Genomic DNA, 26591 nt, shown 5'->3' with positions numbered 1-26591 from the left:
ATCAGAACACCCACCAACAGCAGGCACCCCTCCGGGGCCACACCACACCCACCTCACAGCGGGCACTTTTACCACGTTACCTTACCATCTGGAGCGAGTCAAACCGTGTGTCCCGGTCCGTCACGCTTGCGCTGGTTCGGCGCCGCGAACCAGCGCAGCGGTAGCCCGCTCCGCTTGTTCGTCGGATTCGGCAGACCGGCCGCCGCGGTTTCCCGCAAGCTCGCCCGGTGCCCTGCCGGTCGTCAACCCTACCCGGTCGGTTTCGCTCGGCCAAATCCGCCCCTGGGGCGGCTTGTCGAGCTCCAGCCGGCCGTGTCCACAAGGGAGGAACCTTCGCAGACTCGGTGCCGTCGCTTTCCGGGGGTACAGGACTTTCGCCCTGTTTGCCCGTTCCGCGCTGGCAGAGAGAAAGTTACGCGTCCACCGGATTGATCGTCAAATCCGGTGGACGCGGCGCCCGTCACACCCAGGTCGACGGTCACGGTTCGTGCCGGGACCAACACCGACATTCGCCTTGCGGAGTGCTGGGCGGCCGGCCTCGGTGTGCTCAACGCGTACCTCGTCGGGACGCCCGCCAGCCGAGCACACCGAGCACGCCCACGGCCGTGCCGGCCGCCAGCGATGCCACGATGAGCAGTGCGTGCACCCAGAGGAAGCCCGTCGGCGGCCATTCCCCGACGACGCCGGCGGACCAGGATCTCGGGTCTTTCCAGATGGCTACGGCGAACCGTGGCCAGATCACCCAGGTCCAGACTCCGACCGCGGTGAGGAAGATCGCCCAGCCGCGCGCCAACACCATGACCGGCGAGTATGCCACCGGTCCCCCGCCGGGGCGTTGCCGGAGGCGTCCGATCGGTACCGTGGTCCGCATGACCCCGCTGCTGAGCCGTACCAACGCGGAGGCGCACCTCTACATGGATCTGCACCCCTGCTCTTGCGGGGCGACGGGGTTCCCCCGGCAGAGCACGGTCGTCACCCTCGACGACGGAGACCTGGCCAGCCGTTACACCGGGGCCTGCGTGGGGTGCGGTCAGGAGCGGGAGTTCGTCTTCCGGCTGCCGCCCCTGGTCGCTCCGGCGGGCGGCGGCTTCCGCTACGGCGGCGACGAGCCATCGCAACTGCTCGACCCGGGTGAGTGGCTGCTGGTTTCCGACGCGTACGCCGGTCAGGTGCCGGCGCAGCCCTCGGCCGGCGAGGCCGGGCAACGGGCACGCGCCGCGCTGAGCCGGGCAGTGGCCGCGCTGGACGAGGTGGGCAAGTTCATCCCGACCGGTGCGGACGCCGTCCCCCCGGACGCCTTCACCAGTGACCGGGGGCGTCAGCTGCACCAACGCGAGCCCGGCCGGTTCCGGCGGGACCGACTGGCCGCGATCCGCGACGCGTACGCCGGCCTGTTCTCGCGGCTCGGCTGAGCCCCAGATCAGGCCATCCGGGCTGGGTTACTCCGGCCCGGCCTCGTAGTTGCCGGGGCCCGTGGTAGCCCCCGGCGGGACGATCTGGGCTGGAGGGAGACGGTCCAGTTCCATCGGGGTCAACTGGCCGATGAGGTATCCCATCGACCGAGCTATCCCGTGCAGCTTCCGTTCCCGGGCCGCTGAGGCGTGCGGGCCAGGCGGGCCGACCAGGTCGAACTCGTGCATGAAGTAGATGCTCTCGTCACTCGACCGCGTCGAGATGACCAGAAGGCCGCCCGAAGGGTTCGCGATCACCAGCCAGGCTGACGACAGCCAAGGATCTCGATGTACGTGCTGGGCCTGCACCAGGTCGAACGGCGGGTAGTCGGGATGCACTCCGAACAGCGGGCGCTCCGGCATCAGGGTGAACGGCACGCCGGGAATCTGGTGCTCCACCTCGGGCTGTACGCCGTTGTTCCGGCGCAGCCAGTCGCGGTAGCTCGGTGGCAGCCGGACCCCGAGCGCGGCTTCGACCGACTGAAGCTGCGCCTCGTCCAGCTGCCCGTAGGGGCGCAGCCGGGCCGGCTTCCAGAGGTTGCCGGTGGGCGGCTCCATCACCTCGTTCTCGTCTACCCGGCGGACCGTCACCTCCCACTCATCGGCGCTGCCCATGTCGAGATCCGCAAAGCGCCAGGTCTCCTCGCCCACCGGGAAGGTCTCACCGAGCGTCACCTCGTGATGCGGAGACTCCTCGCTCCGGTGCGGCATGACGATCATTTCGGCGCGGACCGGTGGCCCCACGTCGACCCACCGGACCCCAAGGCGGGCCTGGCCCACGTCGACGGGCACGTTGTTGGGGATCGACGCCACAGCGGTGAACGAGCGCAACGGCGCTACCTCCTGCCAGTCATCGCCACCGGCAGCGGGACCGTGCCCGCCCGCGCCCTGCTCATAGCTGCCCACTCTCGTAGTTGCTGGGGTCCGTGAAAGTCCCCGGCGGGTGGATCTGGACCGGGGGAAGATGGTCCAGTTTCATCGGGGTCAACCGGCCGATGAACTCGAACATCGACCAGGCCACCGCCTTCAGTTTCCGTTCCCGAGCGGCCGAGCCGGCCAAGCCATGCGGGCCGACCAGGTCGAAGTCGTGCACGAAGTAGACGCTCTCGTTGCCCAGTTCCGCCGACACGACCAGCAGACCACCAGCCGGTTCGGCGATGACCAGCCAGGCCGGCGAGAGCCAGAGGTCCCGGTGTTGACGCTGGGCGTGCACCAGGTCGAACGGGGGATATTCCGGGTGGACGCCGAACAGCGGACCCGACGGAAGCAGAGCGAACGGCACGCCAGGGATATGGTGCGCCACCTCCGGCTTCGCGCCGTTGTTCCGACCCAGCCAGATGCGATACCCCCGCGGCAGCGGGGCCCCGAGCGCGGCCTCCAACGACTGGAGCTGGTTCTCGTCCAGCTCCCCGTAGGGCAGTAGCCGAGCCCGTTTCCAGAGCCGACCGGTCGGCGGCTCCATCACCTCGTCCTCGTCCACCCGGCGGACGGTGACCTCCCAGTCGTCCGCGCTGGACATGTCGAGGTCGGCAAAGCGCCAGGTTTCGCCGTCCACCGGAAAGGTCTCGCCGAGTGTGACCTCATGGGCGAAACTTTCGTCGCTCCGGAAGGGCATCACGATGATCGCGGCTCGCACCGGCGGCCCGACATCGACCCAGCGCACCCCGAACCGCGCCAGCCCGACCTCCGTCGTCGTGTTGTTCTGGACGACGGCCACATGAGTAAACGAGCGCACCAGTTCTCTCCCGGCTCCCTCAAGCACGATCAGGTGTCCAGCATGTCGTACAACGCCGGCTCGGCGGGAAGTAGGAAACCGAGCACGTCACGGGCGATCCGTTCGGCCTCCGCACGCTCCACCGGTGCCGGCGTCGCCTGCCCCGGCGCCACGCCGCCGGCCGTCCAGTGCAGCGAGCGCCCCGGGCCACCGACCTCCGACACCATCAGGCCGATCACGGTACCGTCGGTGGCGAGCAAGGCGAAGTAGCTGATCGCATGCCGCTCGTCGTCAAGGTGAGCGCGACCGCGAGTGCGGGGTGACGACGCGGGCTCTGCCAGCGGACCGGGCTCACCGACCAGCGGCGGGCTCGGGACAGCCAGCGGGCGGTTGACGGTCCGCTCGGCGGACGTCCGAGGCGACGGGATGGGTGAGTGGCCGATCGCTGCGGAGCCACCACCCGCCGGCGGCGAAACGGCGGCCGGCGCCTGTTCCAGGTGCGCGCACCATGGCTGCATCAGGTCGAGAAGCGCCCGTACCGGCATCGGTGACGGATGCTCCGTGTTCCAGGGGTTATGTAGCTGCACCTGGCCGTCCTGCACCGTGACGATCTCGTAGACGTGCTTCGCCTTGAGCCCGTCCGGCAATCGCCCGGCATAGCTCTCCTTCGGCCAGGTCGCGATGGTGATCGGGCTGCCGGCACCGAGCAGCGCCGCCAGTTGACGCTCGACCTCCGACTCCCGACCCGGCGTGACATCGAGCAGCGTCTGCCGGGCCGGCAGGCCGGTGAGCTGGGTAAGCAACTCGGCCTGCATCAGTGCGGTGCTCCCGACATTGAGCCGCGCGTAGCCGGTCGGTGCGGCACGGTGCGGGTCATCCTTGCTATGCCATCCCCGCCACTCACGCTGCCACTGCTCGTGCCGCGCACCGGTCCAGGTTCTGTCGACCGCAGCGAGCGCCTTCTCCAACACCGATGCCCAGCTGGTACCCGCCTGCGCCTGGTTCGCATACGCGGCCCATGAACTGCCGGCGCGCACCGGGACGTCGGGCCGCACGTTGATCCGGATGCGCCGCCCGGTCGCCGTCGACCCGTCTCCACGCAAGACACTCTCGTGCAGCAGGACGTCCACCGTGCCGTCCGGTCTCGGCTGGAACAGCTGGGGAATGCTCTCCGGTCGGTGCCCGGCGAGGGCCGCCATCGTGGCCAGCATCCCGCAGTCCCCCAGCATGCCCTGCTGCACCTGCGTCCGCCGGGGCGGGCCGTCCAGGAGTGGCGCCGGCTGACCCGTTGCCGGTTGCAGGGCGCGACCGTACTCGATCGGATACTTGGGGTTTGGGTCGGGCAGGGTCACCCGGTCGGCGACCACCGCAATCTCGCTGGTGGTCACGGTCGGGGTGACCTCGACCTCGACGTCCGGCTCCGGCGGCATCATCGCCTGCAGCGCCTTGGTCAGCGCCTTCGGCACCAGCCCCATCCGCCGGGCGTCGGACAGGTAGTGGAAGGTGTGCGTGGTGAGCACGGCCACGGCGGCGGGATTCGCCCCGTACTCGACGTTGAAGGCGGCCTCGATCCGGGACCGGTCCTCGACCAGCAACGCGTTCCGGCCAGCGCCGGTGTTCAGGTCGTACGCGGGCGCCGACGTGTCCAGGGTGAACTCCGGGGCGCCGTCGAGGGTGTACGGGCGCAGGTCGAAGCGGCCGGTCAGGTCGACGTAGATGCCCTCGGCGGCGATCCGGTCGGCCAGTTGTGGGTCGACCTGGCGGATCGGGTCCAGCAGGGCAGGTGGCAGGCCGATGAGCTGCCCTGCCAGGGCGGGCATCCGGGGTATCGAGGACTGGCTCTGCTCCCCGTGCACGGCCAGTTCCCGCAGCTTCGCGTCCAACTCGGCGGCGGGCGGTGGCAGGAAGTCGGGAGCGAGCCGGGAGCGATAGTCGATCGCGCGGAACCGCTCGACCATCGTCGGGTTGGGGTTGTAAGCCAACACTCCGGACACCGCGTCGGGCGTGATCACCGGCAGGCTCAGCTGCATCACCTGGGTCCACACGTCGGCGGGGAGGACGGCGAGGCGGGCGGCTGCCTCCGGCGTACCCCAGCGCAGGCCCAGCCGGTCGACGAGCGTGTCGATCTCGGCGCGCAGGGCCAGCCGGGCGGTCGGGTCGGCCTGCGGGTAGCCGGCGGCCATCAGGCGCAGCTCCGCCAGACGACCGCGATCCCGGGCGGAGAGGCGGGCCGGGTCGATCGGACCCTCCGCGGCGCCCTGGTCGAAGAGCCCGACCTGCGCCTCACCGGTCTCGTGCCGGGCCAGCAGCTCGGCGGCCTCGTGGGCCACCGCGCGGTCGACCACCGCGTCCGAGGCACGGTCGGAGACGGTGAGGGTGAAGGTGCCGTCGAGGTTGCGGGTGGTCTGCGCCACCACGCCGTCGGCGAGGGTGCCGGCGGTGACCCGGACGCGCAGTGGATCGAGTCCGGTCGAGCGGACCTCGAAGACGTCGGGGCCGACCGCGACGACCTGATCCGCGCCGATCGGCTCGGCCAGGGCGGGCAGGACCGTCCGGGCCCGGTCGACCACCGCCGGGGCATCCGCCGCCGGCCGACCGTGACCATGGAATTCGGAGCCCGGCAGCGCCGGCACGGTGCTGCGCGCCAGCTCGACGTGCGCGTACCAGGGGCTCATCAGGTCGAGGAAGGCGCGCACCGGCATCCGCGACGGGTGCTGCGAGTTCCACGGGTTGCGCAGCTGCACCTCGCCGTTCACCACCGCCACGATCTCGTACGCGTGCCCGGCGACCAACCCGTACGGCGGTTTGCCGCCGGGGTGGGCCGAGTAGGCGTCGGCCGGCCGGGTGCCGGTGACCAGCGGGCTGCCGGCGGCCAGCAGCGTCGCCAGTCGCGTCTCGGCGTCGGCCTCCCGGCCCGGCGTCGGGTCGAGCTGGCTCACCCCGATCGGCAGCCCGGTGAGCTGGCTGAGCAGCTCCGCCTGCACCAGGCGACTGCTGCCGTTGTCCAGCCGGGCGTAACCGAGCGGGGCGGCCTGCGCCGCGTCCGTACCCGGGCGGGCGGTCCACTGCTGTTGCCACTGGTCGTGGCGCTGCTGGGTCCAGGTGCGGTCGACGGCGGCGATCGCCTTCTCCAGCAGCGACGCCCAGGCCGCACCGACCGTCGACTGGTCGGCGTACGCGCTGCGCCCGTTCGAGTTCGGGTACAACGGCACGTCGGGCCAGACGGTCACCCGCAGCTGGCGGCCGGTCGGGGTGACCGCATGGCCGGGCCCGCTGGTCTCGTGCAGCACCACGTCCACCGAGCCGTCCGGGTTCGGGTGGAACATCTGCGCGATGGTGTCCGGTAGGTGACCGGCGACCGAGCCGATCACGGCGATCATGCCGCAGTCACCCAGCGCGCCCTGCTGTACGTCCGTCCGCTTCGGCGGACCGTCGAACAGTGGCGGCGGTTGGCCGGTCCGCGCGTCCAGTGCCGGCCCGTAGACCGGGCCAGGCTTCTTCGGGCTGTCCGGCGGCAGGGTCACCCGGTCTGCCACGATCCTGACGTTTCCGGACGGTTCGCCGGTCGCGGCGGTCTCCGCCGTGGCGGCGGGTGCCGGTGCGGGAGTGATGCCGCGCAGCGCCTCGGTCAGGGCGTCGGGTACCAGGCCCATCCACCGGGCCGTCCCCTGGTAGTGGAAGTCGTGGCCGGCGAGCAGTGTTGCCGCCTGGTCGCCGGGTAGTCCGCGCAGCGCTGCCCGGGCCCGCTGGCGGTCCTCGTGCAGTTGGGCCCGCCGCCCGTCCTCGGTGGTCAGGTCGAACGTCGGCCGGGCCGCGCCGAGGTCGATCGCCGGGACCGCCGCCACCATGTACGGGCGCAGATCGTAGCGGCCGGTCAGGTCGACGTAGACCCCCTCGACGGCCAACCGGTCGGCCAGTTGCGGGTCCGCCGTCCGGATCCGGTCGAGATGCCTGGCGGGTAGGGCGACGATCTGCCCGGCGAAGGCGGGCATCCGCGGCATCCCGGACTGCGCGTGCTCGGCCGTCGTGGCCAGTTCACGCAGCCGGGCGTCCAGGTCGGCCTGCGGTGGCACCTGGAAGTCGGGGGCCAGCCGGGCCCGATAGTCGATCATCCTGACCCGCTCGACCTCGGTGAGGGTCGCCGCGCCCGCCAGTACCCCGGAGACCGCGTCCGGCGTGATCGACGGCACGCTGAGCTGCATCAGGTGGGCCAGCACGTCCCGCGGAAGCAGCGCCCACCGGGCCCGGACATCCGGGTCACCGACCCGCAGGCCGAGGTGGCCGGCGAGGGAGTCGATCTCGCCGCGTACGGCCAACCGGGTGGCCGGGTCGGCATCGGCGTAGCCGGCGGCGAGCAGCCGGAGCTCCGCCATCCGCCCCCGGTCGTGGGCGGTGAGCCCGGCCGGGTCGATCGGGCCCTGCACGTTGCCCGGGTCCAGCGGGCCGACCAGCGCCCGACCGGACTCGTGCAGCGCCACCAGCTCGGCGACCTCGTGTGCGAGCGCCCGCGCCACCACCGGGTCGGCGGCCCGGTCCGACACGGTGACGGTGAAGGTGCCGTCCGGGTCACGGGTCGCCCGGGCCACCGTGCCCTCGGTCAACGGGCCGGTGGCCAGCCGCACGGTCAGCGGGTGCTGCCCGACCGTGCGGATCTCGAACAGGTTCGGCCCGACCGGGACCACCGCGTCCACCTGGGCGTACGGGGCGACCTGTGGGAGCGCGACCCGGGCCAGGTCCAGCACCGCCGCCGGGTCGGCGACCGGTCGACCCAGACCGTGGAAGGTGGAGCCCGGAACGGCACCGGCGGTGATCGAGCCGTCCGTCGATACGCTGGCGTCATGGCCACGCCCGCCGACCTCTACGCCGCCATCCTCGCCGACCCCGACGACCTCGACCTGAGACGGCGCTACGCCGACGCCATCGAGGCCACCGACCCCGAGCGCGCCGAGCTGATCCATCTCTACCTGGCCAACGCTTACGGCACCCGAGAATCGGTGTACCTGCACCGGCGGATCCGTCCCCGGCTCGCTGACCCGGTCAGTCATCTGCTCAACAGATGGCAGCTGCGTAACGGCCTGATCGAGTCGGTCACCATGACCGCTCGCACCTTCATCGACCATGGACCCGAGGTCTGGGCCCACCACCCCGTCCGCCACCTGGTCCTGGTCGACGCCGCCGGGCTGATGCCGCGGATCGCCGAGATCGCCTGCCTCGACCGTCTGGTCGCCCTCGACCTGAGCGGCAACCCGATCGGCGACGACGGGCTTGCCGCGCTCGTCGACTCCCCGCACCTGCGCCGGTTGCGCTGGCTGGGCCTGTCGGGCTGCGGCATCGGCCAGACCGGAGCCGAGGCCCTCGCCGCCAGCCAGAATCTCCCTGCCCTGCGCTACGTCGACCTGTCCGACAACCTCGTTGAGGTCACCGCCCAGGGTCACGGGGAGCACATCGACGGATCGCCCGTCTGGGTCGAGATGCCCCCGCTCGGGCAGGAGCTGATCGAGCGGTACGGCCCGCTGCCCTGGCTCGACATCCAATGGGGCTGGAAGTTGTACAGCACCGCCCTCTGGGAGGAGGTCTGACGGCGAGTCCAGTGGTGCGGAGCCGCCGCCGTCGGGCGACGGCACGGGCGGCGTGCCGCGGTTCGCCTCGGCGATCCGCTGGGCATGGAAACGGATGCTGGGCGGGATGCCCCGCGAGTCGTCCGGCAGCGCCGCGGCCTGAAGCGCCACCGCCCTTCTGACGGCGGTGCCGGCCTCGGCCATCAGCGCCCCGGCCACGCTGGCACCGCCGAGGACTCTGAGCTGGCCACTGCCGTCTCGTAGGCCCAGCACGTCCGGAACCGGGTTGTCTGCATCGAGGGACGGCCCCTCAAGCACTGACAGCTCCACCTCGGACAGCAGGGTGTGTACGCCACCGGGCAGCCGGGGCTCCTGCCCGATGGAGAGCACCACCCGGTCATAGACCTGCTCGGTGCCGTCGCTGAACCTGACGAGGTACGCCCCGTCAACGGTGTGCCGGATGCCGACGACCTCGCGCAGGGACATGTCCGCCACCCGCGCCTGGGCGGCGTCGGAGTACGCACCAAGGCCGGGCAGGTTGTTGCGTCGGTTGTCACCGCCGCTGAAGCTGTACTCCAGTTGCCTCTGCGCGTCGACCACCGGGTCGCCCGTCACCCGGTCTGGCGGTAGGGGCCTGGCCTGGGCCGACCAGTCGACACGCCCCGCCGTGGAGGCTGCGGCCTGCTCGATGTCCCACGCCCCGGACGGGCCCGCGCCGTAGACCAGCACCCGGTCGCCCGGCTGGTAGGCGTCGGCCAGGTTCTGCCCGCCGAAGTCGACCGGCGGCGCGGTCGGTCGGGGGTCGGTGAACGAGCCGTCCGGGGCATGGCCGAGACGGGCGGCCACCTCCTCGGGCAGCGTCCGTGGATCCACCGGCCCACCCGCCGGGTCGTGGAGCTGCCCGGTCACGGTGTCGACGGCGTATCCGGTGGTCGGCTCGACCACCAGCGGATCCGTTGGACGGCCGGTGAGGTCGGTGAGCAGCGGCAGATCAGCCCGACCGTTGCCAGGGCCGCCGAGGACGGCTCGTACGGTCGGGGGCAGGCTGGCCGGGTCGACGGCGACGCCGGCCGGATCTCGGAACACCGGCGCCCGGCCGGAGCGGTCCACGCGGTAGCCGGTGGCCGGGTCGACGTACCGACCGCTGGTGGTGGTCGGCGCGCTCGGCACCCGGGAGGGGCCTGGACCGGTCGCGATGTCGACCGACGCGGTGAAGACCGCCCGCCCGCCGATGGTGACCCGATAGTTGGCACCGTCAGGCCACCCGACGGCGTCGACCGGGCGAGGCGTGACCGACGTCGCCAAACCCTGGTAGGTGGGCATCCCGCTGAGCGCCCGGGCCGCGCCCACCGCGTCGGCGAAGACGTCAGACGGGGTGAACTGGGTGCCTTCCTCGGCCAGATCGGCCGGTTGGAACGGCAGCCCGGGAAGTTCCAGCTCCGAGGGGACCTGCCCCATCAGTAACGTCTGCCGCTCGGCCCACGGGTCGTGTCCCTGCGAGACGCAGAGCACCGGCGGCAGGCCGCTCCCGGTGTCGGCGGGGGCGCCGATGGTGACGAAGTCGGCGGTGGCGGCCCAGCCGCCACCGATCACCAGCCGGCCGAAGACGTGGTCGGGTGCCGCGTCCAGGGCGGCGTCCACCGTGGCGGTGAGGGCGAGGTCGGCCTCGTTGCGCAGGGCGGTGGCCTGCTGGGCCCAGGCCCGGGCCTCGGCACGGACAGCCGACTGGGCCGCTCTGAGGTCCGCGACGAGCTGTTGCCCGTCGCTCCGGGCGATCCCGATCAGGCTCTCGACCTCTGGCGCGAGGCTCCCCAGCCGGTTCCGGATCACGTCGAGGCGGGCCTGGGCCGCCGACGAGCCGACCACCGGTCTGTTGCCGCTGCGTTCGTGTCCATGTACGGAATGCGCAGGCGCCTGCTCCAGCAGGCCGGAGGAGACGAGCAGGCTCAACGCCTCGGCCCGCAGTTGACCGACGCGGGCCGGACCGGACGCGGCGGAGCTGTCAGTGAGCACCACCCGAAGTTCGGCAAGGTGGCCGATGTCCCGCGCGGTGAGGACCCGAACACCGCTGCCCTCCGGCCGAGCGCCCTCGGCGAGCGCCGTGGTCGCGTCGAACCGCAGGCCGGCAGCCCGATCCTGGGCCACGGTGTCCACCTCGGCCAGGGTCGAGGCCACCGCGCGGCGGACGTGATCCGGGTGCGCCCCGGTCGACATCTGCACCACCGCACCGTCGGCGGTGTGCTGGATGGTGGCGACGGGCACGATCGGCGTGTCTGCCGGAGGGTCGGTCAGCTCGATGCGCACCTGGTAGGGGCCGTTCAGTGTGTCCAGGGTGACGATGCCGGTGGCCAGTTCGACGCTCGCCCCGTCGGGCAGCAGCCCGCCGGTCAGGGCGGCCTGCACGGCCTCCCCGGTACGTGCCGGATCGGCATCGAGCAGCGCGCCACCGAAGGTGGTACCGGCGGCGGCCTGCCGCAGGTCGGGCCCGTCGGCGTGGCTGGTGGAGTCGCGGTCGCTCGGCGGCCCCGGCGGGCCGTCGGGGTTCGTCAGGCCGTCGGTTCCGCCTCGGGCCACACCTGCCGGCCCTTGGTCCGGCCCTCGCGGCGTGCCTGCGCGTACTCCTCCATCACCCGGCGGGGCGGCAGGCTGGAGTGGACCGTGATCACTCCCGAGCGGTCGATGATGTAGCTCCCCTGACCCACGTGCATCCCCGAGGCCCGTTCCTGTGCCGAGAGTCTCTCCCGGGCCAGCCAGCCGAACTCGAACTCCCGAAGCACGATCGGGTTCCGGGTCCCCAGCAGTCGGCTGATCAGCGTCAGCGCCTCGTCCTCGGTCAACTCGCCCCTCTCGGTCAGGCATCATCATCGCCCAGAGGGCATGGGTTTCCCATACGTCGGCGGCCGGCATGTCCGGTGACGTCGTCCCGGTCTGCGGATCCCACCACATCGGTGCGTCGGCGTCGGCCGGGAAGACGATCACGAAGGCGTGCGAGCCGTCGACCTCGGGGCGGCCGGTTTCGTCGAGAACGACGTCGCCAGCGTCGTCGACGAACAGCCAGTCGGCCACCACCAGCGCCGACGCGCCCGGCCCGGCGTCGGCCACCCGCTGGTAGAGGTCGGCGTACTGCCGGGCGACCGCATCCGTGCGCGCGGCCGGGTCAGCCGGCAGGCTGTCGGGCCCTCCGGTCCACTCCCCGCCGATCCACGCCCCGGCCCGCGCCAGACCGCCCCGCTCGCCGGAGACGCGGTCGATCGAGCCGTCAGCGGACCGGTCCGCCCAGCGCGGCACGGACACCTGGGGGTCGCCGTGGAAGCTGGCCAGTGCCGCCAACGAGCAGTCGAGGCAGTTGTTGCCCCGACCCGGCTGGTCCGGTCCGCCGTCGTTGACCAGCTGCCCGTACGGGTGGGTGGACGGGTCCGCGAAGGTCGAATATCCGTCCGGGGTGGCCAGGCTCGCCGCGAGGTCACCCTGGAAGCGGATGTCCTCCAACGGTGCCAGTTCGCCCGGCCCGTACCGCCGGCTCTCCGGCAGCGAGGGCTCGGGGGCAGCCGTCAGGCCGTAGGTTCCGCCGTCGGCCAGACCTGCCGACCCGTCATCCGGCCCTCCCGGCGGGCCTGTGTGTACTCCGTGATCAGCAGCGGTACCGGCAGACTCATCTGCGCCGTGATCACTCCCGTCCGGTCGATGATGTAGCTCCCGTGGCCCAGTTGCCTGCCCTCCGCCCGTTCCTGCGTCGAGAGCTGTTCCTTCGCCAACCACCCGAACTCGAACGGATGCAGCTCGATCTCGTTCGCCGTGCCCAGCAGACGCTTGATCAGCGTCAGCGCCTCGTCCTCCGTCATCCGTAACCCCTCCGACCGAGGTCGTCATCGACCACAGTGCATATGTCTGTGCCACGTACGCGGCCGGGGGCTGCGGCCACGTCATCCCCCGTTGCGGATCCCACCAGACCGGCCCGTCCGCACCCTCCGGATAGACCAGAACGAAGGCGTGTGAATCCTGGACCTGTACGCTCCCACGGTCGAGGACCACGTCGCCGGTGCGGGGATCTGTCCTGATCCATTCGGCCACGACCAGGGCCGCCGAGCCCGGCCCCGCCTCCGCGACACGCTGATGAAGCCGTGCGTACTGGTCGGCCACGGCCGCCGCGTGTTCGGCCGGCGTCGTGGGCAGCCCCGCCGAGCCCCCGGACCAGTCGACACCGAGCCATTGCTCGGCGCGGTCCAGGCCACTCGCCTCGCCCGTCACGGCCTCGATCGACCCGTCGGGCCGGACGTCGGCCCAACGCGGGAAGGAGACTCGGGGGTCGCCGTAGAAGCTCGACAACGCCGAGAGCGAGGAGTCCAGGCAGTTGTTGCCACGACCCGGCTGTCCCGGCCCGCCGTCGTTGACCAACCGGCCGTACGGGTGCGTGGACGGGTCGGCGAACAGCGCGTACCCCTCCGGGGTCCGCAAGCTCTGCTCGACGTCCCACTGGTAGCCCGGATCCTCCAAGGGCGCCAGCTCACCCGGCCCGAGTCGCCGGGTCTGCGGCAACCCGTGATCGGTGTCGATCGGCACCGACGGAGCGGCTCCGATCGCACCCGGCACCTGCGGGCCGGCACCGCTCAGGTCACCGGCCCACGCCTCCACTCCTCGGGCGTCGGCGGCCGGGTCGCCCGGCGGCAGATCTCCGTCAACTCGGCCTCGGTCGGCAACGGAACCGCGGTGAAGTGCGCCGCCTGGCGCTCTGCCGTCGCCCGGTCGACCTCTTCGATCTCGTGACGTTCGGGGTTCGCCCACAGGATCGCCGCCGCCACGTCCGGGCGGAACGTCCAGGCCTGCTTCGGCCGGTCCCAGATCACCGCCTGGGTCGACCCCATGCTGTTCGCCTCCGCGATCACGTTGACCGGCGGGCCGGTCGGATCGTCCGGTCTCCGCAGGAGGAAGTAGCCGAACGTCAGCGCCGCCATGTGGGCCCCCCATCAGGTCGAAGTCCAGACCAGGCAGGTCTGACGCCGTCAATCCTCGCTCGGCGAGCACGTCGGCGAACGTGGCACCCTGCCCGGCGAGCCAGTCGAGATACTCCTGGCGCATCTTCGCCTGCTTGGGCGACGCCATCCACTTGGCGAAGCTGGTGTCCTTCGGCGGAGGGAACCGCGTGGTCTCCATGCCACCCGGCATGCTCGCCGCGATGCCGTTGGCCTTGTTGATGGCGAGGATGTCGAGGAATGCTTGCACGCGGGCGGCGGGAGACTGCTCCGGGTCACGCATCACCTCGTACGGCACGTGGGTCCGGGTGCCGATGGCGTAGCTGGTGGCGGTGGGGAACTGCAACTCGAAGGTGCGCCCGGACGGCGCCGTCAGCGTGCAGTTCAGGCCGAAGAACCGGTTTCCGGGATGCCAGAAGTTCTTCAGGTCGGTGACCTGGTAACCCTGGGCCTCCAATGACGAGAGGATCGAGTCCACCGCCGGCCCGTACGCCTCGGACTCCGGCCCACGCACCGAGAACCGCACGACGTCGTTGACGGTGTCCAGCGCCGATGCCATGTCGTAGCCGAGCGGTTCCATCTCGCTGCGGAACTTGCGGGCCAGGGACTCCGCGCCCTTGACCCGGTGCTGCTCGCCGAGCACGCTCAGCGCGTCCGCACCGGTCAGCCCGAGCCGCGCAGCCACCTCCGCGTTGACGCTCTGCAGGTCGGCCAGGATCTGGTCGGCGTCCAGCCGGGCCTCGGTCAGCGCGTCGAGCAGGGTGGCCTGGTCGGTTTCCGAGAGCCCGTCAAGGTAGCGGGTCTCGGCACGGTCACCGTCCGGCGCCGACGCGTCGGCGTCACTCAGTCCATCGGATTCGGTGCCGGCCAGACCTGACGGCCGGTTATCCGGCCCTCCCGTCGGGCCGTCGCGTACCGCTTCATGATCAGTGGTGGCGGCAGGCTGGGATGTGCGGTCACCACCCCCGTCTGGTCGATGATGAAGACCCCCTGGCCCAACTGCCGGCCCTGGGTCCGCTGCTGCGGGGAGAGAGTCTCCTGGGCTGCCCAACCGAACTCGAACGGGAAGATCGCCACCGGGTTGTCCGTCCCGAGCAGTCTGGTCATCAACTCTCGGGCTTCCTCCCTGCTCATCGGCATGGCTGGGCTGCACCTCCATCGACCACAGGTTGTGCGTCAGTTCAACATAGTCCCCGGGCAACGGGTCGGTGGTGGTGCTGCCGAACTGGGGATCCCACCACACCGGCCCGTCCGCCCCCTCGGGATAGACGAGCAGGAAGACGTGCTGAGCTGCACCCCGCGTCGATCCGTCGGCGTCGACCAGCGGGGCGCCGGTGTGCTCGTCGAACTGGAGCCACTCGACGGCGACGACGGCGGCCGAGCCTGGCCCGGCGTCACGGATCCGCTGGTAGAGCTGCTCGTACCGGTCGGCCAGCGCGGCGGACCGCTCATCGGGCGTACCCGGCAGGATGTCGTTGTCACCCGTCCAGTCCCCGCCGATCCAACTTTCGATCCGGCCGAAGCCGTCCAGTTCGCCAAGCTCGGTTTCGAGGGATCCGTCGTCGAGCCGATCCGGCCAGCGCGGGTAGGAGACCTGGGGGTCGCCGCGGAAGCTCGCCAGGGCCGCGAGGATGTTGTCCACGCAGTTGTTGCCGCGCCCCGGCTGGTCCGGCCCACCGTCGTTGATCAGCTGGCCGTACGGGTGGGTGGACGGGTCCGCGGAGACCTCGTACCCCTCGGGCGTGCGCAGGCTGTCCGCGACATCGTCCTGGTAGCGGGCGTCCTCCAGCGGCGCCAGCTGATCCGGCCCGATCCGGCGGGTGTCCGGCATCGGCCAGCCCTGCATGTCGGGCCAGGCCACCGGGTCGGTGTTGGCCACGGCGTCCGGCCCAGGATCGCTCTCGGGATCCATCGCGGGATCGCTACCGGGGCGCGCGTCGCCGGGCGGCGTGTCCGAGGTGGTCGGGCCGCCGGGCGGCGTGTCCGGCCGGGTCGCGTCCGCGTCGATGCCGGGCCGGCCGGTCGGTCCGGCGTCCCGGTCCCGTCCCGCCGGCGGAATCGCCGCCGCTGCGTCCGCTGTCGAGGCCGGCGGGACCGGTGCCGGTCTGCTCACTTCGGGCGCGGAGCGTCCGACCGGATCGCCCTCGGCGTCGAGCACGATCGACCAGACCTCGTCGACCCGCGCCGCGTGCAGCGGGTCGGTATCGGAGACCAGTCGATTCTGGCCGTCGAACCAGACGATGGTGCCGTCGTGGTTGACCGCGTTCCAGGTGTGCGCGCCGGGCTCGCCAGCCCAGCTTGTGACGATCAGCGCCGCCGATCCGGGACCAGCCGACCGGAGCGCTTCGGCGACCGCGTCCAGCCCCGTCGTGCCGGAGCCCTGGTGGGCGAAGCTGGCCCGCAGCGCCTGTTCCTGCCGGGCGGTACTGCCCACCTCCACCGTCGCCGACGGCGCCGTCGGCGCGGCAACCTCGGGCCGGCCGAACCACGTCGACAGGACGGAGAGGCCGACGTCGGCGCAGTTGTTGTCGCGACCCGTGACGGTCGGCCCACCGTCGTTGACCAGATCTCCCCAGCGGCCGACACGCGGATCAGGGTGGGCGAGCGGGCGCCCGGTGCTCGGATCCTGGGGGACCGCCGCGTCGAGCGCGTCCTGGTCGGCCCGGGCCGGCGGTACCAGGCCATCCGGCTGCCCGAGCGGCCGGCCGTCGCTCAGTGGCGGGCCGGTGCCGGCCAGGCCCGGCACGGGCGGCTGGTAGACGCTGACGTCCCGATCCGGATCGGTGATCGGCTCCACGTCGAACTGCGGCAGGAAGTGCGCGCAGGAGTTGCACGGTGGTCGGTGGTGCCCGAGCTCGTACCGAACCCTGTTCGAGACCGCTGGCGCGACCTGATGCGTGACGATCTTGGACCCGGCCAGGGCGTCCAGGGCGTACTGCTCGAAGTTGCCGGGCTCGCCAGCCTCCCGCCACTGCATCTCGAGTCGATAGAGCTGGTCGGAGACCAGGGCGACCTCGGCGCACTTGCCGTGCCCCTTGCCCCTGCCCTCGCCCAGTGCCGCCGCCGTCCGATCCAACGCCGCCTGCGCGAGCGGATGCGTCCTCGGCTGGGTTGTCGGCTTGGCGCTCTTGTCACCGGTCATGCTGGTGTGCGTCGTGATCTCGCCGTCGGGCGTCAGCAGTGCCCCGGCCATGCCGGGCTGCTTGCCCCTGGAGACGGTGGTGGCCTTGACCGCCGTCCGGACGGTCTCCGCCAACGTCCGCGACGCCTCGATCAGGGTGCGCTCCGCGTCCGGGCCGGAGGGATCGCCGTCGACCGCCGTCGGGTTGAGCTGCCAGCTGTGCGTGCCTCGTCCGGTCGGCCCCGCCGAGCGCCTGAGGGTCTGTGGATCGACCGGGCCTCCGGGCACCCCTGGCGCGGTCGGGTCACCGGCCAGGGTTCCCGTACTGCCCGGCACCGGGACGACGACCGGCCCGCCGTCGCCGGTCCGCTGCGGCGGGTCGGTCCGGTCCGCATCCTGATCGGTGTCGACGGTGGGGGTGATGGAGGGCCGGCGACGGCCGCCGCCGGCACGGTGCCGGCCGTCGCCGCCGGCACCGCCGGGGCGACCGGTCCAGGCACCTCCGGTCGGTCGGTGGACGGTGGGCGGGCCGGCTGGTCAGGGTCGGCCGAGGTGGTGCCGGCGGCCGGCGCCAGCGAGATCGACCCGGACGTGTTCGCCGCCGTGGGATCGACGACCGGTGCGGCCGGTGCGGCCGGCGTCGTGCGGCCGGGCACCGGTTGCGTGGCGGTGTTGCCGGTGGTGGGCTGGGTGCCGGCCGCTGGTGGGCTGTTCGTGCCGGCCGTGGGCGGCGTCGACACGTTGGGGCCGGTCGTCGTGGGCGTACCGGTCGTCGTGGGCGTGCCGGTCGTGGGGGCCGGGTTCGTCGGAACCGCGGCGCCGGCGGGTGTCACGTTGGCCGGCGTCGGCCCAACCACCGGGGCGGCGGGCGGCGTGGCCACCGGGGCGGCGGGCAGCACCGTCGGTGGCGCGTCCGCGACGACGGGACCGGCTTGGCTTTCGACCGGACCGGCGCCGGTGAAGTCGCTGGCGGGGTCTGCGTGACCGGGCGACCAGGGCTGGCCGAACCGTCGCCGGGCGCGGCCGGGCCGGCCTCCGTTCGCAGGCCCGGCACCGACCCGCCGTCGGTCCGACCGGTCGCGTCGCTTGTGGGTCGGTCGAAGCCGGGCGAGGCGGTGACCGCTGCGTCGCGGTTGTCCGGCGTCGCCTGTTGGTCGGCATCGGCGGTGGAAACGCCCGTCACGGTGCCGTCGCCGCGCGCGGGGGTGGGCGTAGTGGCCACGCCATCGGCGGGGAGAGCCACCGGGGATCCGGTCGTGCCGTCGACGCGGGATGTGCCGTCGCCCGTGGTCGGGTCGCCGGTCGGCGCGCCACCGTCCACGGTCGACGCTACCGGCGCCGGCGCTACCGGCGCCTCCGCCGCCGGCATCACCGACGCCTCCGGCACAACCGACGCCTCCGCCGTGGGCGGTGCGAGGCTGATCGAGCCGGACCCACTGTCCGGTACCGTGCCGGGACCGTTCTCGGTCGTGCCGCCGGTGACCCCGGCGCCGGACGTGCCACCCGCTCCGTTGGCACTGCCGGCACCATCCGAGCCGGGCGCGCCGAGGCCCGCTCCAGCGGCGTCGCCGGCGGACGGGCCGGCACCCGACGTCGAACCGGCACCCGACGTCGAACCGGCACCCGCGTCGGTGGCTCCGCCGAGGTCGCCGAGACCATTCGCACCCCCGACGCCGGACGCCGGGTCGATACCGCCCGCACCGGGCCCGGCGCCGGGCGCGAGCTCGATGCCCGACCTGCCCAGGCTCCAGTTGGTGGCCCTGGCTCCCAGATTGCCGGCGGCCCCCCCGGCGAGAGTCGCGCCGGTGCGGCCGGCGCCACTGGCGAAGCCACCGAGGAAGGCCTCCGCGCCAGGCATGTCCCACTTCCCGGTGACCGTGCGGTTGGCGAGCAGGCTGGCGGCGGGTGAGACGACAGCGTTCTGGGCGCCGGAGGTGAGACTGCTGCTGCCCCAGCGGACCATGCCGCTGCCCCGGAAGGACAGCTGCGACGGACTGAACGAGAACGGCATCCGCGGTGCCACCCGGCGACCGGCCCAGCTCACGCCAGTGCCGAGCACTGCGCCGTAGGCACCGCCCAGACCGGCGGTGAGGGTCCGATTGCCCTCCCACTGGCGGCGCTCGCCCGTGTTCATCTGGTACGCCTGGGCGCCGACATCGATGATCAGCTCTTCGCCGATCTCCTCCAGCAACTCCAGGCCGAGTCGGTTGAGACCCCGCCGGAAGCCCTGACTGGTAACCAGCTGCCCGATCCTCGTCCCGGCCATCCGCAGGGCGGCCCGCGCCCCAGCCCGGGTGAGCAGTTGGCGTCCCATCTGAGCGATCAGTCGCCGGAAGGCGATCGTCACGGCCTGCCGGCCGCCGGCCAGGATGCCCGGGATCGCGCCGGCCGACACTCCGCCCAGCCAGGCCATCAGCAGCGCGACGAACACGGCGATGACGGTGATGATGACCGCGATCAGCACCGTCAACTTGGCGTACTCGATCTCGAGCGCGGCCTGGTCGCAGCCGACCGCATACGCGCCGGCGATCTCCTGGATCAGTGGCAGGCCGCCGTTCGGGTCCACACCGATCTGGTTCCACAGCCCACCGAAAGCCTCGCCGGCACCGCCTCCCCAGCTCTGCAGGATCTTCATGACCGCCGGATCGGCCTGGCCCAGCGCGTCGCCGACCGCGTTCGCCAGCGCCTGCCAGGCGTCGGCGAGTTCGCGCATCTTGTCTTCGTCGCCGCTGGGCCACGCCTCGCCCGCGCTCACCCAGCAGATGGCGTCCCAGACCCAGGCGTACTCGCCCAGGGAGTTCCTGGGATTGGGTACCGCCACCCCGAGTGCCCCTCCGTCCGAAGCCGACCGGCTGCTGGTTACGGCTACCGGCCGTCGCCGCCGAACAGGGTCTTGACCATGTCGTCGACGTCGACGGTGCCTTCCACCGCACCCTTCACGGTCGGGCCCAACAGCTCGACCACGGGGATCAGCTCGGCACCCATCTCCAGGACCCGCTGCGCCGGCTGGTCCTCGCCGCCGAGGTAGTCCTTGTTGAACGCGTTGCCCGGCTCGTCGTCACCCCAGGGGCTGGGTTTGCCGCCGTTGAGGGCCGTGATCGTGCCCGAGAGGTTGCTCCAGGCCGTGGCCAACCGGGCACCGGCGGCGCCCAGATGGTTCGCGCCCTCCAGGGCCGCGTCCGGCTTGACGAAGGTTTCCTGCAACTCGGTCATCGCTTGTCCTCCCCGGGCAGGTCACTGTCCAATTGCCGGAAGATGCCGTCCAGGTCGTGGTCGATGTAGGCCTGGAACTGGCTGTCGGGCACGAACGGCCGGACCAGCTCCTCGACCTCGGCCATGGCCTTCTCGGTCGCTCGCCGGATCGTCTCGGTGACGGTGGTGGAAAGTTCCTTCGAGTTCGGCCGGCGGTAGATGCGGGGGTCGAACTCGACTTTCGTCACCTGGCCTCGTGCCCCCACCGTGACAGTGACCAGGCCATCGTCGGAGGTGACCGTGGCCTTCACCGCCCTGAGGTGCTGCTGAAGGTCGCCCACACCGGAGCGCATCCGCTCGAACTGAGCCATCAGCTCGTCGGCACGGGCGCGCAGCGCCTGTACGTCCATGGCGTGTCCTCCCCGTGCACGTCCACGTCCCGCCCGCGCCTGGGCGTGATGCCTCGACCATACTGAATCGGTGCGACGTCGGGGCGCCCGATCTGCGGTCGCCCGCCGCTACGATGCAGCGGACACGGCTCCGCGGGGAGGTCGCACGAATGGTCCGGGACCGTCCTACAGCGACGTACGCGCTGGTGGGAGCAGCATTGGCCACGATGTTGTCGGCTCCCGTGGCCAACCCTGCCCGTGCCGCACCGGCGATTTGCCAGAATCCGAGCGATCCGGGACAGGTCAACACCGAGACTCCCTGGCACCAGCGGTGGCTCGCACCGCAGCGTGTCTGGCCGTTCAGCACCGGCGCGGGAGTGCGGGTCGCGGTCGTCGACTCCGGCACCGACAGCGGGCACCCCCAGTTGGCCGGACGGGTGACCACCGGCTTCGACGCACTGCGCGGTACGCCCGGGGGCGACGTGGACTGCGTCTCGCACGGCACGGCGGTCGCCAGCATCATCGCCGCCGGCCGGCAGGACGGGGTGGGCTTCTACGGCCTGGCGCCCGATGCCACGATCGTGCCGATCCGGGTCAGTGAGCGCAACGCCAACGACCCGCAGGGCGCCGACGGGGAGACCGTCACCGGGGCGGTGTTCGCGGCGGCGATCCGGCGCGCGGTCGACGACGGCGCCGATGTGATCAACATGTCGGTAACGCTCTACTACCCTGACCAGGAGGTGCGGGAGGCCGTCAGGTACGCCGTGGAGAAGGACGTCGTGCTGGTCGCCGCCGCCGGTAACGAACACCAGGATGGTGCCCGCCCCGACCCCGTTCCCTACCCCGCCGCCTACGACGGCGTGATCGGCGTGGGCGCCATCGATCAGAACGGGAGCCGGATCCGGCAATCCCAGATCGGGTCGTACGTCGACGTCGTCGCCCCCGGTGGAGCCGTGGTCGCCGCCACCCGGCTGGCCGGTCACCAGGTCTGGGACGGGACCAGCTTCGCCACTCCGATGGTGAGTGCGACCGCCGCGCTGATCCGCTCTGCCGAGCCGGAGCTGTCGGCGGCACAGGTCACCAGACGGTTGCTGGCCACCGCTGACCCGGCCCGGGGCGACGCCTCACGCGGTTACGGCAGCGGGGTGGTCAATCCGTACCGGGCGGTCACCGAGCGCCTGACCACCGGGGCGCCGGTCGTCCAACCGCCGCTGCCCGACGTACCCCAGGACGCGGTGGCACAGGCTCGCGCGGAACGCTGGGCGGTCGCCGGCCGATGGGCGCTCTGGATCGGAATGGCACTGGCCCTGGTCGCCGTCGGCGTCGCGGTGCTGGCGACGCTGCTACCGCAGGGCCGCCGCACGCGGTGGCGTGCCACCCGCCCGTCGGCGCCGCCCCCCGCCGCGCCCGAGATCGACGAGCCCGAGGCGGTCTTCTTCCGGGTGCCGAGTTCGATGCCGCGCAGCTGACGACGACACCGCGTGTCGGCGCAGTCGGCGGGAGCCGCCGCCCGGGACGTCGGTCGGCCCGGACGCCGCCGGTCACAAGGATGCCGTACGGGCGGCGATGGCCCGGCGCGGGGCCGGGCCATCGGGTGCTGCCGTCTGCTTCAGTCGCCGAACTTCGCGCGGTTCGCCGCCTCACGGGCCTGCATCTTGGCGGCCGACTCGCGTAGCGCCCTCTCGATCCGGCCGAGCAGGTCACGAAGGTCGTTTGCGGCCGACTCCCACTCGGTCTGCCGACGGAAGTACGCCTCCCGGGCGTCACCGTCCCAGGTGGCCAGCAGCGGAGCGATACCGGTCTTGAGCCCGTCCAGCTCGCCGTTCAGGTTCCTGACCGCGCCGCTGCAGCTGTCCGCCGCGGCGTTCAGGCCGGCGAAGTTGTACCGGATCTCCATTTCGAATCCTCCCCGTCAGAGCTTCAGCGCAGCGGTGATCTGGCCGGCGGTCGCACCCGCGCTGTCCATGTCGGACCGGATCTCCTCGTCACTGACGTCGTAGTCCTTACCGGCCGACCCGACAGCCTCGGCGATCGCGCGCAGCGCGACGTTGAGCCGGGCCATGTCCTGGTCGAACCGCTCACGCACCTGCTGGAAGGAACCCGCACCAGCGCCCTTCCACTGGTCGTACAGTGGCGCGAGCTGGTCCATCAGCGAGTTGAGGTTGCCGGTGAGCCGGTCGGCGGCGGCATCGACGTCACCCTCAGTCTTCAGCATCAAGCCGGTGTCGGTATTCATCGACATGGCGGAAGTCACCCCCGTCCTCGTTCGATCGCCCCGCTTTGCCGGGGGCGGCCTGGTAGTCGGCGCTCACGCACCACCGTCGTACGAACGGTAACGGGTCGTGTCCAGCCCGCGCTAGACCGTGACGTGACCCATATTTCCATTGTGGCTGGTCGGGTCACTCCGGGTCGATGGCGAGTTTCGCCGTCGCCGGGTCGAGGGCCGGGCCGGCGGGCAACCGGACCACCAGACTCGCGGGCAGCCGCACCGGATCCACGCCCGAGTAGCCGAGCAGCGCCGGCACCGCCTCCGAGGCAAGTGGGTACCGGTGACCCAGATCGGTGACCAGGTTGAGGGTGCCCGTCTCCTGCTCGGGCGAGGAGACTGCGACGACCAGGACGCCGTATCCAGGTTCGATGACCACCCGGTCGGCCAGCGGGACGCCGTCGCCGGTCTGCTCACCGGTGCGCACCGGCTCGCGCACCGGCTGGACCTGCGCGTCGAGCAGCACCGTCGGCTCATCCTGGCCCGGCCGGTAGGCGGCGCAGATCGCCGGCTGGTCGCCGGCCAGCCGGGCGATCTCGGGCCGCTGTTCCGGTGCCCGGTAGCGCCCCTGGTCCGGGGCGGCGGCCTTGGGCGCGGCAGCGGCGGCGCCGACGGCGAGCTCGACCGGGCGCGGCTTCCCCCCGTCCGGGTACGCCGCCTCCGTCGCCTTGTCGGCCAGGAGCACGTCGGCCTGCACGGGGGTGATCGGGACCAGTCGCGCCCGCTCGGCGAGGTAGTACTGGCGGCTGCGGTTCTGACTCTCCACCATGAAGACCTGGCCGACCCGGGCGTCCGGCAGCGCCGTCGACGGTGCGCCCCGGTCGGTAACCCGGCGGGCGGCGATCGGCTCGCCGGCGGGCAGCGCGTTCAGCCACGCCCCACCGACCTCGACCACCGGCTCCGCACCCAGGGTGAGGCCGGTCAGCACCGTCTCCTCGTCCCGGATCTCGTACCGGTGGTCCCGCCAGACCAGGTGCAGCCGGTTGGTCTTACGGTCGCGGACCAGCAGGCCGGCGTCACCCGGCTCCCGCCCGCCGTCCGGTGCCCGTCCGACGGTGAGCACCGTGGTGGCGACGATCCCACCGGCGGCGTCCCGGGCCGGCTGGGTGCACAGGGTCCATGGCCCGTCCAGGATCCGGTTGGCCGGCGGCAGCGCGTCCGGCGCGAACGGGATGCCGATGCGGGGGCCACGCGGCGTACCGACCAGCGAGTTGCGGGAGACCGAGACCGTCGGCGCGGCGGACTCCATGGCCAGCAGGGCAGAGGCGTAGTTGAGCACCGGGTGCAGGCGACCCTCCCGGTACAGGTAGCGGGTGCCGGTCTCCTTCTCCAGGATGACCCCGCCGCTCTCCTTCCACTTGGTGGCCCCGCCGGGACGCAGCAGGCCGTACACCCCGACCGCCGCCAGGCAGAGCACCGCCACCATCACGCTGGCGAAACCGGCGCCACCGAGCCGGCGGAACGGCGCCGCCTCCGGATCGGGCTCGCGCGCCACGAGCGCGGAGGTCATCCGTTGCACGAAGAACTGGTACGACTGGACCTGGTCGCGCCGCGACGGCATGGCACCCTCCCCTGGCGTACGCCGGCACGGTCACGAACACCGGACCGCGGTGCCTACCATAGGCACGGCGTCGAGCCGCCCGGTGCCCGCACCTGGCGTCGGCCGGCGGAACCGACCACGGCAGCCGAGGAGTCCTTCGATGATCAGTCGCGACGAGGCCCTGGCCATCGCCCGCGGGTGGGCCGGCGAGCGCCGGCCACCCGTGCTCGACGTGACGCTGTTCGAGTTCGACCTCGGCTACGTCGCCTGCCTGGCCGAACCGGCCGCACCAGCTGGCAACGGACCGCCAGTTCCGCCGCCGGCGACGGGATACCCGCGGGCAGTCATCGACCGGGATTCGGGTGAGGTGTCCCAGTGGCCTTCGCTGCCCTGGCAGCTGATCGCCGAGCGGTATGCGCAGCGCCAGGCCGCCGAGGGGCGCTTCCCGCCGGACGTGCGGTACGTGCTGGACGAGGCCGGATGGTTCCCGGGCCGCGACCGGACCGCGTCGGTCGAACACTGGATGGTCCGCTTCGCCGACGAGTTGGCCGGCCTGGAGTGCCCGCCCGCCGCCCGGGCCGCACTGGTCGAGTTCGGCGGCCTGCAGTTGCCGCAGTTCGGCCGGGACGGCAGGCTGGGCGGTGGTTTCTCCAGCTACCTCCACCCGACGGAGGGCGGGGTGGTGACCGAGGCGGCCCGGGCCTTCGCCGAGGAGTACGACAACCCGGTCTACCCGATCGGCAACAACGAGGACGGCCCGTCCGAACTCGTCGCCGACGCCCAGGGGCGGGTCTTCTTGCTGCACTGGGCCGAAGACTTCTTCGTCGGCGCCGACATCGACTCCGCCATCGTCAAGCTGATCCGTGGCGACGCGCTGGCCGAAGCCGGCGACCGCGACTGGTGACGCGGCCGGTCAGCCGTTGATGGCGCGCATGAACGCGTACAGCCCCAGGACACTGCACGCCACCGGCACCACGGCGAGTTGGAGCAGGATGTCGAGCATGTCGCCGAGCCGGGCGAGCCGGGGCGACGGGGCGCGCCGGCTGTAGGCGAGCCCGGCGGCGGCCGAGATCGCGGCCGAGACCAGTGCCACCGGCAGCACGGCCAGCACCCGGGTCGCGGTCGACGCATCGGCTGCACCGACCAGCGGCAGCAGGCCGAGACCAACCAGACCGACGGCGAGCATCGGCACCCGGTGCCGGACCGTCGACACCAGTCGGGCCCGCAGCAGGTAGCCCAGCGAGATGATCCCGGCGAGCAGCAGCGCGGAGAGCGTGCCGGTCGCACTGAGCACGACCAGGCAGCCGATGGCCACGACGAACGAGCCGAAGATCATGCCGGTGAACACCTCGTCGGCACGGGCGGTGGCCTGGTAGACCACCTCCCGCTTCGGCTGCGGCTCGTCGCGCAGCAGGTCCTCGGCGGTACGCGGCAACGCCGGCATCGGCATCTTCCCGAGCCGGACGGAGAGCAGCGGCATGGCCGGCAGCAGGAGAGTCACCGCGCCGACCACGATCGCGGTGCCCTGTGCGGCGTCCATGGTGCCGAGGGCGAGCAGCCCGCCCACCATGCCCCAGCACCCGACGAAGACGGCGGCTACGAAGACCCGCGTCGCATCGCCCACGCCGAGCAGACCGAACAGCCCGGAGAGCAGCAGTACGGCGGACCCGAGCAGCACGTGCGGGGCGCCCAGTGCCCACACGGACTCGCCCGTGCCGATCACCAGCACGCCGCCGACGAAGGCGTAGGGCAGGCCGGCGGCGGCGACGACGGCGCCGGCAAGGGAGTCGGCCATCGCCCGGGACAGCACGATCCCGCAGATCAGCAGCATCCCGGCCGCGCCAAGGGCGACCACCCCACCGAGCCAGCCGGGCTCGCTGGAGGTGACGATCACGACGAGGCCGAGCAGCAACAGCACCCCGGCCACGATCAGGCCGGTCAGCCGGGTCGCGAAGGGAGTCCAGGTCACGCCGCGCCGCCGGGCGCCGTCGGCGACGGCCTCCATCAGGTCGTCGTACGTCAGCTCCGGCCACTCGGTGCGCCGCGGCACCAGGTGCAGCGTCTCGCCGTCGCGGACGTTCTGGGCGGCGAGCGTACGGGCCAGGTCGATGGCACTGCCGTCGCCGCGCCGCAGCATCCAGCCGCCGTGGCTGGTGCCGTCCGACGGTTCCTCGTCGGCCTGACGAAGCACAGCGGGGAGCAGCCCGACGAGCGGCAGATGCTCGGGCAGGGCGAGATCCAGCCGGCGGCTGGGTGCGACGACGGCGATACGCGCGAGTCCGGTTCCGGCCTGGGTGACCACTGACGACCCCTCGGTACGAGGAGCGGGCCGGCGGCCCGCCACTGTCCTGACGGGCAAAGGCTACCTACCATGTGCCGGTGACGCGGGG

General features: G+C 72.2%; 14 protein-coding genes and 2 pseudogenes. 4 read left to right on the top strand and 12 right to left on the bottom strand.

Going from position 1 to position 26591, the window contains the following annotated elements:
• Nucleotides 1-547: 547 nt before the first annotated feature.
• Nucleotides 548-799 carry an SCO4848 family membrane protein gene (locus tag KIF24_RS31970; protein ID WP_221087201.1) on the bottom strand — a complete coding sequence of 84 codons (252 nt, stop codon included), beginning with the start codon at nt 797-799 and terminating at the stop codon, nt 548-550.
• A gap of 70 nt (nt 800-869) precedes the next feature.
• Here KIF24_RS31970 and KIF24_RS31965 point away from each other — a divergent pair, with 70 nt between their 5' ends.
• Nucleotides 870-1412, top strand: a complete 543-nt coding sequence (locus tag KIF24_RS31965; protein WP_221087200.1) for a hypothetical protein — start codon at nt 870-872, stop codon at nt 1410-1412.
• Between the two features lie 27 nt (nt 1413-1439).
• On the opposite strand, the gene KIF24_RS31960 is transcribed toward KIF24_RS31965, so the two are convergent.
• The 3 genes and pseudogenes from KIF24_RS31960 to KIF24_RS35290 form a co-directional block, all read right to left on the bottom strand.
• Nucleotides 1440-2357, bottom strand: a complete 918-nt coding sequence (locus KIF24_RS31960; protein WP_331461350.1) for a DUF6406 domain-containing protein — start codon at nt 2355-2357, stop codon at nt 1440-1442.
• Nucleotides 2344-3186, bottom strand: coding sequence for a DUF6406 domain-containing protein (locus KIF24_RS31955; RefSeq protein WP_221087199.1), 843 nt, complete (start codon nt 3184-3186; stop codon nt 2344-2346). Before KIF24_RS31955 ends, KIF24_RS31960 begins: the two co-directional genes overlap by 14 nt.
• A 29-nt stretch (nt 3187-3215) precedes the next feature.
• Nucleotides 3216-6593: pseudogene (locus KIF24_RS35290) on the bottom strand (C2 family cysteine protease); the annotation flags it as partial.
• A 1410-nt stretch (nt 6594-8003) separates the two neighbouring features.
• Between KIF24_RS35290 and KIF24_RS35285 the strand changes: the two are divergent.
• Nucleotides 8004-8744, top strand: coding sequence for a hypothetical protein (locus KIF24_RS35285; protein WP_407940022.1), 741 nt, complete (start codon nt 8004-8006; stop codon nt 8742-8744).
• Between the two features lie 2913 nt (nt 8745-11657).
• On the opposite strand, the pseudogene KIF24_RS35280 reads toward KIF24_RS35285, so the two are convergent.
• The 4 genes and pseudogenes from KIF24_RS35280 to KIF24_RS31935 form a co-directional block, all read right to left on the bottom strand.
• Nucleotides 11658-17102: pseudogene (locus KIF24_RS35280) on the bottom strand (toxin glutamine deamidase domain-containing protein); the annotation flags it as partial.
• A gap of 541 nt (nt 17103-17643) precedes the next feature.
• Nucleotides 17644-19635 (bottom strand): WXG100-like domain-containing protein, encoded by a 1992-nt coding sequence (locus KIF24_RS31945; RefSeq protein WP_221087197.1) that lies wholly within the window; start codon nt 19633-19635, stop codon nt 17644-17646.
• A 44-nt stretch (nt 19636-19679) separates the two neighbouring features.
• Entirely contained in the window at nt 19680-20027 is a 348-nt protein-coding gene (locus KIF24_RS31940; RefSeq protein ID WP_221087196.1) for a hypothetical protein, read from the bottom strand.
• Entirely contained in the window at nt 20024-20416 is a 393-nt protein-coding gene (locus KIF24_RS31935; RefSeq protein WP_221087195.1) for a YbaB/EbfC family nucleoid-associated protein, read from the bottom strand. Before KIF24_RS31935 ends, KIF24_RS31940 begins: the two co-directional genes overlap by 4 nt.
• 149 nt (nt 20417-20565) lie before the next feature.
• Here KIF24_RS31935 and mycP point away from each other — a divergent pair, with 149 nt between their 5' ends.
• Complete coding sequence (gene mycP / locus KIF24_RS31930; RefSeq protein ID WP_230416022.1) at nt 20566-21864, top strand: type VII secretion-associated serine protease mycosin; 1299 nt, start codon at nt 20566-20568, stop codon at nt 21862-21864.
• A 140-nt stretch (nt 21865-22004) separates the two neighbouring features.
• On the opposite strand, the gene KIF24_RS31925 is transcribed toward mycP, so the two are convergent.
• The 3 genes from KIF24_RS31925 to eccB form a co-directional block, all read right to left on the bottom strand.
• A complete protein-coding gene (locus KIF24_RS31925) occupies nt 22005-22292 on the bottom strand; it encodes a WXG100 family type VII secretion target (protein WP_221087193.1) in 288 nt (95 codons plus the stop codon).
• Nucleotides 22293-22307: 15 nt separating this feature from the next.
• Nucleotides 22308-22637, bottom strand: a complete 330-nt coding sequence (locus KIF24_RS31920; protein WP_221087192.1) for a WXG100 family type VII secretion target — start codon at nt 22635-22637, stop codon at nt 22308-22310.
• Between the two features lie 157 nt (nt 22638-22794).
• Nucleotides 22795-24222 (bottom strand): type VII secretion protein EccB, encoded by a 1428-nt coding sequence (gene eccB, locus KIF24_RS31915; protein ID WP_221087191.1) that lies wholly within the window; start codon nt 24220-24222, stop codon nt 22795-22797.
• Between the two features lie 139 nt (nt 24223-24361).
• Between eccB and KIF24_RS31910 the strand changes: the two genes are divergently transcribed.
• Nucleotides 24362-25105, top strand: coding sequence for an SUKH-3 domain-containing protein (locus KIF24_RS31910; RefSeq protein ID WP_221087190.1), 744 nt, complete (start codon nt 24362-24364; stop codon nt 25103-25105).
• 9 nt (nt 25106-25114) lie between these two features.
• Here KIF24_RS31910 and eccD read toward each other — a convergent pair whose 3' ends face one another.
• Nucleotides 25115-26503 carry a type VII secretion integral membrane protein EccD gene (gene eccD / locus KIF24_RS31905; RefSeq protein WP_221087189.1) on the bottom strand — a complete coding sequence of 463 codons (1389 nt, stop codon included), beginning with the start codon at nt 26501-26503 and terminating at the stop codon, nt 25115-25117.
• Between the last annotated feature and the right edge of the window lie 88 nt (nt 26504-26591).

It is taken from the genome of Micromonospora tarapacensis (assembly GCF_019697375.1).
GTDB lineage: Bacteria > Actinomycetota > Actinomycetes > Mycobacteriales > Micromonosporaceae > Micromonospora > Micromonospora tarapacensis.
The sequence above is the reverse complement of the archived record's forward strand: the minus strand, read 5'-3'. Positions and strand labels throughout refer to the sequence as shown.

Bases quoted from the DNA above. Each gene is read 5' to 3' on its own strand.
- KIF24_RS31970 (WP_221087201.1), bottom strand. From the start codon at position 799: ATGGTGTTGGCGCGCGGCTGGGCGATCTTCCTCACCGCGGTCGGAGTC.
- KIF24_RS31965 (WP_221087200.1), top strand. From the start codon at position 870: ATGACCCCGCTGCTGAGCCGTACCAACGCGGAGGCGCACCTCTACATG.
- KIF24_RS35285 (WP_407940022.1), top strand. From the start codon at position 8,004: ATGGCCACGCCCGCCGACCTCTACGCCGCCATCCTCGCCGACCCCGAC.
- KIF24_RS31940 (WP_221087196.1), bottom strand. From the start codon at position 20,027: ATGACCGAGTTGCAGGAAACCTTCGTCAAGCCGGACGCGGCCCTGGAG.
- KIF24_RS31935 (WP_221087195.1), bottom strand. From the start codon at position 20,416: ATGGACGTACAGGCGCTGCGCGCCCGTGCCGACGAGCTGATGGCTCAG.
- mycP (WP_230416022.1), top strand. From the start codon at position 20,566: ATGGTCCGGGACCGTCCTACAGCGACGTACGCGCTGGTGGGAGCAGCA.
- KIF24_RS31925 (WP_221087193.1), bottom strand. From the start codon at position 22,292: ATGGAGATCCGGTACAACTTCGCCGGCCTGAACGCCGCGGCGGACAGC.
- KIF24_RS31920 (WP_221087192.1), bottom strand. From the start codon at position 22,637: ATGTCGATGAATACCGACACCGGCTTGATGCTGAAGACTGAGGGTGAC.
- eccB (WP_221087191.1), bottom strand. From the start codon at position 24,222: ATGCCGTCGCGGCGCGACCAGGTCCAGTCGTACCAGTTCTTCGTGCAA.
- KIF24_RS31910 (WP_221087190.1), top strand. From the start codon at position 24,362: ATGATCAGTCGCGACGAGGCCCTGGCCATCGCCCGCGGGTGGGCCGGC.